Origin of the sequence: Streptomyces sp. SID11385 (assembly GCF_010548245.1) — a bacterium.
Classification (GTDB): domain Bacteria; phylum Actinomycetota; class Actinomycetes; order Streptomycetales; family Streptomycetaceae; genus Streptomyces.
Genome location: NZ_JAAGLR010000196.1, coordinates 1 through 1,506, shown reverse-complemented (window position 1 = coordinate 1,506; position 1,506 = coordinate 1). Strand labels below are relative to the sequence as shown.

At 75.4% G+C, this 1,506-nt stretch carries 2 protein-coding genes; one reads left to right on the top strand and one right to left on the bottom strand.

What is annotated here, in order from left to right:
* The coding region (locus G3I42_RS06250) for an MFS transporter (RefSeq protein WP_164283151.1) at positions 1-424 on the bottom strand (424 nt) is incomplete at its 3' end.
* 339 nt (positions 425-763) lie between these two features.
* Here G3I42_RS06250 and G3I42_RS06245 point away from each other — a divergent pair.
* A partial coding sequence (locus G3I42_RS06245; RefSeq protein ID WP_164283149.1) for a type 1 glutamine amidotransferase occupies positions 764-1,506 on the top strand: 743 nt, incomplete at its 3' end.

The window sequence follows — 1,506 nt, the reverse complement described above, 5'->3', positions numbered from 1 at the left end:
CGACCGTCGCCACCGTCGTCCCGCCGAGCAGCACCGCGAGCGCCCGCCCCGTACGGTCCGGCGGCACGAGCGCCGCCGCCGCGGGCAGCGCGAGAGCGAGGAAACCCGCGTGCGCGAGCGCGGCGACGACGCGAGTGCCGAACAGGACGGCGAAGTTCGTCGTGAGGGCGCCCACCGCGTGCGCGGCGCCGAAGACGAGGACGGCCACGAGGAGACAGGCGCGCCGGGGCCACGCGCGCGCGAGCACGGCGACGAGCGGCGCGCCGACGATCATGCCGACGGCGAAGGCGGGCGTGAGCAGACCGGCCGTCGCGACCGGGACGCCGAGATCCGGCGCGAGCCCGGGCAGCAGCCCGGCGAGCATGAACTCCGAGGTGCCCATGGCGAACACGGCCAGGGCGAGCAGGTACAGGGCGAAGGGCATCGAACGACTCCGAGGAGGACGAGGTACGAGAGGTCGTCTCGTCATCGCCTTCAGTCCCCGGAGCACGTACGCACGCCTGCGGGCCGTGCGGCTGAGGCGGCGCGCGGCGCGAAGAGCGCGGCGGCTCGGCGGCCCCGCGGCTCAGTCGCGCGGAAGCTCAGTGGTTCAGGGGGCTGACGGCGTGACCGAAAGCCCCCGACCTGTCCGACTCGGGACTCGACATGACGCGCACGATACCGCCGAGGCCACCGAAGGGACACGTGTTTGCGGGGGCTCGTCCTCTCGTGTGTGCCTAGGCTCGGGTCCGAAACGGACAGGCGTCAGGGACGGAGAGCGTACGTGGTGAACGAGGCGCGGCAGGACGACGGTGATGACGGGGTGCGGGCGCCGCGCGTGCTCGTGGTGCGCAACAACGACGGGGACGGGGCGGGGAACTGGGCCGAGTGGCTCGTGGAAGGCGGGGTGCGGCTCGATGCCGTACGGGCCTGGGAGGGCGAGCCGCTGCCGGAACGGCTCGCCCACGACGGGCTGCTCGTCCTCGGCGGCGCCTACCTCCCGGACGACGACGCCCGCGCCCCCTGGCTCGCGGCGACCCGTGGACTCGCCCGGCAGGCGCTCGGCACGGGCGTCCCCTACTTCGGGATCTGTCTCGGCGGGCAACTCCTCGCCCACGTCGCCGGGGGAGAGGTGCGCGGGGAGCACGGGACCCCCGAGTTCGGCAGCGTCCGGCTCACGCTGCGTCCCGAGGCGGCCGACGACCCGCTCTTCCACGTGTTGCCCGCGCACCCGCCCGCGATCGAGAACCACGTCGACGCCATCACGGCGCTGCCGCCGGGCGCGCGGTGGCTCGCGAGCAGCGACGACTGCCCGTACCAGGGCTTTCGCCTCGGCCCGGCGGCCTGGGGCGTCCAGTTCCACCCCGAGGCACGCGCCGCGCGCATCCCGCGCTGGAACCCGGAACGCCTTGCCCGCCACGGCGCCCCCGGCCCCGCGCACCTCCACGCCCACGCCCTGCGCGAGGCCCCCGAGGCCGAGGCCGCCTGGCGCACCGTCGCCCACCGCTTCGCCGCGCTGGTGACGGA